Genomic DNA, 8,043 nt, shown 5'->3' on the forward strand with positions numbered 1-8,043 from the left:
GCGCCGGTCCTCGCCACGGCGGTCGCCCCGCGCGGCGTCGTCACGGGCGGGGCGGCCCTCGCGGGCCTCCTCGCCACGGTCGCCGCGGCGCTCACCGCGGGCTGCCTCCTCGCGGACGGGCCGCTCCTGGCGGGCTTCGCCGCCGCGGTCGGGGCGGACGGCAGCCTCGGTGCGCGCGGCGCCCTCCGCGTGCGACGCCCCCTCGGTGCGGGACGCGCCCTCGGTGCCGGGCGCACCCTCGCCGCGCACGGCACGGCGCGGCGCACGGTCAGCGGCCGGCGCACGGTCGGCGGCCGGCGTGCGGACCGGCTCGGGCCGGTTCTCCTGGCGGGCCGCGGCGCTGCCCCCGGACTGGCGGTCCTTGATCGCCGTCACGAGGTCGTTCTTGCGCATCTTCGCGGTGCCGGTGATGCCCATGCTCGCCGCGAGCCCCTGGAGCTCGGCCACCTTCATGGTGCTGAGCGCGCCCGAGCGTCGCGGCTTCTCGTCCTGCGGGCTCGCAGTGTCGAGAGTGGTGGTGTCTGTCACGAAGGATCCTTCCCCCTCGTATGCGGACCAGTCAGATTCGGTCCGGTGCTTGGGTCAGAGACTGACCAGTGGGTCACATGCGGCACGACAGGGCCACGGCAGCATCAGGGCGGCCGACATGTGGTGGGTGCAGCTCACCGGGGGATGCTTGCAAAGGGGGGCATCTCGGGGAGGTGCGACCTCAATGTAACACCGTTGCCGGGGCGGTCAGTCCCGTGTCTGGGAAATCGGCCCGCCGCGTGTCCGGCCCACCACCTGCGCCCCCACGGAGGGCACCCCGGGACGGCTGGCGACCCAGTCCTGCGGTGCTCTCCCCGCTGCCTCGTCGAGGTCCGCCGACCGGCCCAGGACGAGGACCGAGGGCCCCGCCCCGGAGATGACCGCGGCGTGGCCGTCGGCGCGCAGCAGGTCCACGACCTGCATCGACGCGGCGAAGGACTCGCGCCGCGCCTCCTGGTGCAGCCACTCGCGGGTGGCCGGCAGGAGCAGTCCCGGGTCGGAGGTGAGGGCGTGCACCAGCAGGGCCGCCCGGGCCGAGTTCCGGGCTGCGTCGGCGTGCCGGACGTGGGTCGGCAGGACCGACCTGGCCGTGGCCGTGGAGAGCTGCACGCCGGGGACGAGGACGAGCACGTCGAGCTCCGGGTGCGGGCTCAGCCGGACGGTGCCCGTGTGCCCCTCCCCCTCGGACCACGACAGCGTGAGACCTCCGAACACCGAGGCCGAGGAGTTGTCGGGGTGGCCCTCGAGCCGGGCGGCGAGGTCGTTGGCGAAGGCGAGGTCCGGGTCGTGGCCGGAACCGCGGCATACGTCGTGGATCGCTTGCGCCGCAACGATTCCGGTGACGATCGCGGTCGCGGACGACCCGAGGCCGCGGCCGTGCGGGACGGAGTTGCGGCAGCGCAGGTGCAGTCCCTCCGGCGCGGCGACGCCCAGCTCGCTCCACGCCCGCAGCATGGTGCGGACCACCAGGTGCGAGGCGTCGCGCGGGACCTCCCCGGCACCCTGGCCCTCGACGTCGACCACGACGCCGGGCTCCTCGGTGACGGTGGCCGTGCACGAGTCCCAGATGCCCAGGGCGAGGCCGACGGAGTCGAAGCCCGGGCCGAGGTTGGCGCTGCTCGCCGGGACGCGTACCTCGACCGAGGCCCCCGGGGCCAGGCGGTCGGCCATCAGCCCTCGAAGCCGAGGGCGACCGCGGCCGAGTAGGCGTCGACGGGGATGCGGGTCGGCTGCACCTCCGTGCCGTCCGCCTGGCGCAGGGCCCACTGCGGGTCCTTGAGGCCGTGGCCGGTCACCGTGCACACGATGCGCGCGCCGGGCGGGACCTGCCCCGCCGCGTGCACCTGCAGCAGCCCCGCGACCGAGGCGGCCGACGCCGGCTCGACGAAGATGCCCTCCTCCGCCGAGAGGATGCGGTGGGCGGCCAGGATCTGCTCGTCGGTCACCGACTCGATGCGACCGCCGGACTCGTCGCGGGCGGCCTCGGCCTGCCGCCACGAGGCGGGGTTGCCGATGCGGATCGCGGTGGCGAGGGTGTCGGGCTCGTCGACGGGGTGGCCGAGGACGATGGGCGCGGCGCCGGCCGCCTGGAAGCCCCACATCTGCGGCAGGTGCGTCGCGGGCCCGGGGGTCGGCGAGCCCTGGTGGTACTCGCGGTAGCCCTTCCAGTACGCCGTGATGTTGCCGGCGTTGCCGACGGGCAGGCAGTGGATGTCGGGTGCGTCCCCGAGGGCGTCGACGACCTCGAACGACGCGGTCTTCTGGCCCTCGATGCGGGCCGGGTTCACCGAGTTGACGAGCTCCACCGGGTAGGACTCCGCGAGCTTGCGCGACACGGTGAGGCAGTCGTCGAAGTTGCCCTCGACCTGCAGCAGCGTGGCCCCGTGGGCGATGGCCTGGCTCAGCTTGCCCATGGCGATCTTGCCGTCGGGCACGAGGACCGCGCACGCCATGCCCGCCTTGACGGCGTAGGCCGCGGCGCTGGCGCTGGTGTTGCCGGTCGATGCGCAGATGACGGCCTTGGCGCCGTGCTTGGCCGCCATCGAGATCGCCGCGGTCATGCCGCGGTCCTTGAACGAGCCGGTGGGGTTGAGCCCCTCGTACTTGACGAACACCTCGGCCCCCACGCGCTCGCTGAGCCGCTCTGCCGGGATGAGCGGGGTGCCACCCTCCTGGAGGGTGACGACCGGCGCACCCTCGAGCATGGGGAGGCGGTCGGCATACTCGCGCAGGACCCCGCGCCACAGGTGTGCCATCAGGCTCCCTCCACCCGCATGACCGACGTGACCTCGCGGACCGTCTCGAGCTCGGACAGCGCCTCCACGGTCGCGGCGAGCGCGGCGTCGGGGGCGGTGTGCGTGACGACGACGAGCTGCGCCCGGGTGCTCGGCGCACCGTCGTCCCCGGGGTGTTCGACGATGCGCTGGCGCACCGTCTCGATGGACACGTCGTGGGCGGCGAAGGCGGTCGCCACCTGCGCCAGGACACCCGGCCGGTCGGCCACGTCGAGGCTGATGTGGTACCTCGTGAGAGCGCGCCCCATGGGCAGCACGGGCAGGTCCGCGTATGCCGACTCGCCCGGTCCCCGGCCCCCGCCGACGCGGTGGCGGGCCACCGCGACGACGTCACCGAGCACGGCGCTGGCGGTGGGGTCGCCGCCCGCGCCCCTGCCGTAGAACATGAGCTGGCCCGCCGCGTCGGCCTCGACGAAGACGGCGTTGAACGCGTCACGCACGCCGCCGAGGGGGTGGCTGCGCGGGATCATCGCCGGGTGGACCCGGACACTGACGCCGGGCGTCGAGCGGCCCTGCTCGTCGACCGTCTCGGTGCGTTCGCAGATCGCGAGCAGCTTGACGACGCAGTCCATCTCGCGCGCCGCCTGCACGTCGGCGGCGGACACCTCCGTGATGCCCTCACGGTGCACCTGGTCGCTCGACACGCGGGTGTGGAACGCCAGCGACGCGAGGATGGCGGCCTTGGCCGCGGCGTCGAAGCCCTCGACGTCGGCGGTCGGGTCGGCCTCGGCGTAGCCCAGCGCCTGGGCCTGCTCGACGGCCTCGGCGAAGCCCTGCCCGGTCGTGTCCATCTTGTCGAGCACGTAGTTCGTGGTGCCGTTGACGATGCCGAGCACCCGGCGCACGTCGTCCCCTGCGAGCGACTCGCGGATCGGCCGCAGGATCGGGATGGCGCCGGCGACGGCGGCCTCGTAGTAGAGGTCGACTCCGTGCTCGGCCGCCGCGGCGTAGAGCGCCGGGCCGGCCTCGGCCAGCAGCGCCTTGTTGGCGGAGACGACCGAGGCGCCGTGCTTCATGGCCGACTCGATCAGCGACCGCGCCGGCTCGATGCCGCCGATCACCTCGACGACGATGTCGGCGCGGGTGACGAGCTCCTCCGCGTCCGCCGTGAACAGGCTCGGGTCGACGGGGACGTCGGGGCGCTCCCGGCCGGGACGGCGCACGGCGATGCCGACGAGCTGCAAGGGGCGGCCCACGCGCGCGGCGAGGTCGTCGGCGTGCTCGGTGAGCATGCGCGCGACGGACGACCCGACGACGCCGCAGCCCAGCAGGGCGACACGCAGCGGCGTCTGCGACTGCTGTGGCTCCTGCCCGTCGCGTCCCGCCCCGCTCACCGACCGCTCCTCGTTCAGCACCGGCTCATCCTCCCGCGGTGTCCATCCTGTGGACCGCACCGGTCCGCGATCCGGACGCCGGCGAGCCCTGGACCGGACCCTACCGGCCGTGTGGTCCGGCCGCGTGGTCCGGCCGTGTGGGCGCCCGGTCCGCCGCCGGCGTCAGCCGACGTCGAGGGCGAGCAGGTCCTCGACCGTCTCCCGCCGAACGATGACCCGGGCCACCCCGTCACGGACGGCAAGCACGGGCGGCCGAGGCGTGTGGTTGTACTGGCTCGCCATGCTGCGGCAGTACGCCCCGGTGCCCGGTACCGCGACGAGGTCACCGGGCGCGATGTCGTCGGGGAGGTACTCGTCCATCACGACGATGTCGCCGGACTCGCAGTGCCGGCCGACGACGCGGGCCAGGCGCGGCGCGGCGTCGGACCGGCGGCTCGCCAGCGTGCACGAGTAGTCGGCGTCGTACAGCGCCGTGCGGATGTTGTCGCTCATCCCGCCGTCGACGCTGACGTAGGTGCGCTTGGCTCCCCCACCCAGGTCGACGTCCTTGACCGTGCCGACCTCGTAGAGGGTGAACGTGCTCGGCCCGACGATCGCGCGACCGGGCTCGATCGAGATCCGCGGCGCGGGGGTGCCCGGGCCGCCGTCGCCCACGGACTTGAGCTCACGGCGCACGAGGTCGGCCATCTGCTCGCCGAGGGCCGCCGGGGACAGGGGGGTGTGCTCGGAGGTGTACGCGATGCCGTAGCCGCCGCCGAGGTCCATCTCGGGCAGGTGCACGCCGTGGACGTGCGCGACCTCGGCGTGCAGCCCGACCAGGCGCCGGGCCGAGACCTCGAACCCGGAGGTGTCGAAGATCTGGCTGCCGATGTGGGAGTGCAGGCCGCGCAGGTCCAGGACGTCGGGCCGGGCGAGGATGCGCGCGATCGCCTCCGCCGCACGGCCGCCCGCGAGCGAGAACCCGAACTTCTGGTCCTCGTGGGCGGTCGCGATGAACTCGTGCGTGTGCGCCTCGACACCGACGGTCACCCGCACCATGACGGGGGCGCGCACGCCGAGCTCGGTCGCCACCGCGGCGACGCGGTCGATCTCCTCGAAGGAGTCGAGGACGATGCGACCGACGCCGTACTCGAGCGCCTGCCGGATCTCGGCGACGCTCTTGTTGTTGCCGTGCATGCCGATCCGCTCGGCCGGGAAGCTGGCCCGCTGCGCCACCGCGAGCTCACCACCGCTGCAGACGTCGAGCGAGAGCCCTTCCTGGGCCACCCAGCGGGCGACCTCCGTGCACAGGAACGCCTTGCCCGCGTAGTAGACGTCGACCCCGCCGAGGCCCTCGAACGGTGCCGCGAACTCGTCCCGGAACGCCCGCGCCCGGGCGCGGAAGTCCTCCTCGTCGACGACGTATGCCGCGGTGCCGAACTCGCGCGCGATGCTCACCACGTCGAGGCCGCCGACGGTCAGCCGGCCCTGCTCGTCACGGCCGACGGTCTGCGGCCAGAGCTGCGGCAGCAGCTCCATGACGTCGGTCGGCCAGGGCAGCCAGTGCGGGGGCCCGCCGTAGCCCTCGGCGTGGAGCGCTCCTGCCTCGTGTGCACGCATGGGCTACATCCTGTCGGGCGCGGAGACCCCCAGCAGGTCCAGTCCGTTGGCCAAGACCTGCCGGGTCGCGTCGTTGAGCCACAGGCGCGTGCGGTGCACGTCCGTGATCTCCTCGTCGGCGCTCATCGGCCGCACGCGGCACGTGTCGTACCACTTGTGGAAGCGGCCGGCGAGGTCCTCGAGGTAGCGCGCCACCCGGTGCGGCTCGCGCAGGTGGGCGGCCTGGGCGACGACCCGCGGGAAGTCGCCGAGGATCGCCAGCAGCGCGGCCTCGGTCGGGTCCGACAGCAGGCTCGGGTCGAACCCGTCCTCACGCCGCACGCCGTCCTCGTTCGCGAGCCGCGCCACGTTCGAGGTCCGGGCGTGGGCGTACTGCACGTAGAAGACGGGGTTGTCGTTGGTCTGCTTGCGCAGCTCCTCGCCGTCGAGCGACAGCGGGCTGTCGGCCGGGTAGCGCGCCAGGGAGTAGCGGATCGCGTCCGTGCCGATCCAGTCGATGAGGTCGCGCAGCTCGATGATGTTGCCGGCACGCTTGGAGAGGCGGGCGCCACCGAGGTTGACCAGCTGGCCGATCTTGACCTCGATGTTGTGCTCCGGGTCGTCCCCCGCGCAGGCGGCGATCGCCTTGAGCCGGTTGATGTAGCCGTGGTGGTCGGCGCCGAGCAGGTAGATCTTCTCGTCGAAGCCGCGGTCCTTCTTGGACAGGTAGTAGGCGGCGTCGGCAGCGAAGTACGTCGGCTCGCCATTGGCCCGGATCAGCACCCGGTCCTTGTCGTCGCCGAAGTCGGTGGTGCGCAGCCAGATCGCGTTGTCCTGGTCGAAGACGTGCCCCTGCTCGCGCAGCCGGGCCACGGCCTGCTCGACCGCACCCTCGTCGTGCAGCGTCTTCTCCGAGAACCAGACGTCGAAGTGCACGCCGAACGCCTCGAGCGTCTCGCGGATGTCGGCCAGCTGCAGCGGGTACGCGAGCTCCCGGGCGACGGCCATGGCCTCGTCCTCGGGCAGCTCGGGCAGGTCCGGGCGCTGCTGGAGCACGGCTGCCCCGAGGGTGTCGATGTACTCGCCCGGGTACCCGCCCTCGGGCGTCGGCTCGCCCTTGGCGCGGGCCAGGACGCTGCGCGCGAACTTGTCCATCTGGGCGCCGGCGTCGTTGAGGTAGTACTCGGTCGTCAGCGTCGCGCCGGACGCCTTGAGCAGGCGGGCCATGGCGTCGCCGAGCGCGGCCCACCGGGTGTGGCCCAGGTGCAGCGGGCCCGTCGGGTTCGCCGAGATGTACTCGAGGTTGATGACGTGGCCCGTCTCGGACTCGTTGCGGCCGTAGGCGGCACCCGCGTCGACGATGGTGCGGGCGAGCTCGCCGGCGGAGGCGGCGTCGAGCGTGATGTTGAGGAAGCCGGGCCCGGCGACGTCGACGGCCTTGACCCCGTCGACCGCGCCGAGCCGGGCGGCGAGCTGCGTCGCGAGCTCGCGCGGCGGCACACCGGCCCCCTTGGCCAGCTGCATCGCGACGTTGGTGGACCAGTCCCCGTGGTCGCGGTTGCGCGGTCGCTCCACGCGCACCTGCTCCGGCACGTCCACGCGGAGCTCGCCGGCGGCAACGGCGTCGGCGAGGGCGGTGCGGATGGCGGTGGAGAGCTCTTCGGGGGTCACCCGGACGATTCTAGGGCGCGGGCGGGGCGTCCCTGCCGCCGGCCGCGAAGCCCCTGACCAGCGCGATGAGGTCGTCGGGGTCGAACGGCTTGGCGACGAACGCGTCGAGCCCCGAGCCGGTGGCCTGGGCGCGGTCGTGCTGGTGGACCGAGGCCGTCACCATGATCACCGGGATCCCAGCCAGCCGGGTGTCCTCGCGGATCCGCGCGATCGCCCACCAGCCGTCCCGCGGCACCATCTGCGCGTCGAGGGTGATGACGTCCGGCAGCTGCTCGACCTCGCGGAGCCGGCCGAGGAGCGCCTCGCCGTCGCCGAGCTCCTCGACCTCGTACCCCTCGAGCTCGAGGTTGAGCCGGATGAGGCGGCGGATCTGCTCGGTGTCGTCGCAGACCCACACCAGTCCCCCGGTTTCCATGGGAGCCACCCTAGGCTGCTAACCTCTGCGGGCGCCCTGTTGCGGGGCGCACGTGTCGCCCCCGTAGCTCAGGGGATAGAGCACCGCCCTCCGGAGGCGGGAGCGCAGGTTCGAATCCTGCCGGGGGCACCACACCGCCGAAGGGCCCGGCGCACCAGCGGCCCGGCCCTCGTGGTCGGGGGCCGGGTGGGGCACGGGCGGGCCCCCCCCCGGGGGTGGCGGT

The 8,043-nt window shown here is 73.6% G+C and carries 7 protein-coding genes and 1 tRNA gene; 1 reads left to right on the forward strand and 7 read right to left on the reverse strand.

Translation table 11 applies throughout. The features are described from left to right. The 7 genes from ACFUC1_RS19450 to ACFUC1_RS19480 all read right to left on the reverse strand — a co-directional run. On the reverse strand, positions 1-528 hold a 528-nt coding region (locus tag ACFUC1_RS19450), incomplete at its 3' end, for a Rho termination factor N-terminal domain-containing protein (RefSeq protein WP_379122770.1). 207 nt (positions 529-735) lie between these two features. Continuing rightward, positions 736-1,698 (reverse strand): homoserine kinase, encoded by a 963-nt coding sequence (gene thrB / locus ACFUC1_RS19455; protein WP_379122772.1) that lies wholly within the window; start codon positions 1,696-1,698, stop codon positions 736-738. Continuing rightward, positions 1,698-2,783, reverse strand: a complete 1,086-nt coding sequence (gene thrC, locus ACFUC1_RS19460) for a threonine synthase (RefSeq protein WP_379122774.1) — start codon at positions 2,781-2,783, stop codon at positions 1,698-1,700. Before thrC ends, thrB begins: the two co-directional genes overlap by 1 nt. After that, entirely contained in the window at positions 2,783-4,156 is a 1,374-nt protein-coding gene (locus tag ACFUC1_RS19465) for a homoserine dehydrogenase (RefSeq protein WP_379122782.1), read from the reverse strand. Before ACFUC1_RS19465 ends, thrC begins: the two co-directional genes overlap by 1 nt. Positions 4,157-4,318: 162 nt before the next feature. After that, positions 4,319-5,755, reverse strand: coding sequence for a diaminopimelate decarboxylase (gene lysA, locus ACFUC1_RS19470; protein WP_379122776.1), 1,437 nt, complete (start codon positions 5,753-5,755; stop codon positions 4,319-4,321). 3 nt (positions 5,756-5,758) lie between these two features. Beyond that, positions 5,759-7,405 carry an arginine--tRNA ligase gene (gene argS / locus ACFUC1_RS19475; protein WP_379122778.1) on the reverse strand — a complete coding sequence of 549 codons (1,647 nt, stop codon included), beginning with the start codon at positions 7,403-7,405 and terminating at the stop codon, positions 5,759-5,761. A gap of 10 nt (positions 7,406-7,415) precedes the next feature. Beyond that, positions 7,416-7,820, reverse strand: coding sequence for a response regulator (locus ACFUC1_RS19480; protein ID WP_379122780.1), 405 nt, complete (start codon positions 7,818-7,820; stop codon positions 7,416-7,418). 57 nt (positions 7,821-7,877) lie between these two features. Between ACFUC1_RS19480 and ACFUC1_RS19485 the strand changes: the two genes are divergently transcribed. Beyond that, positions 7,878-7,952, forward strand: a tRNA-Arg gene (locus ACFUC1_RS19485). Positions 7,953-8,043: the final 91 nt, after the last annotated feature.

This window comes from Pedococcus sp. NPDC057267, from assembly GCF_042668795.1.
Classification (GTDB): Bacteria; Actinomycetota; Actinomycetes; order Actinomycetales; family Dermatophilaceae; genus Pedococcus.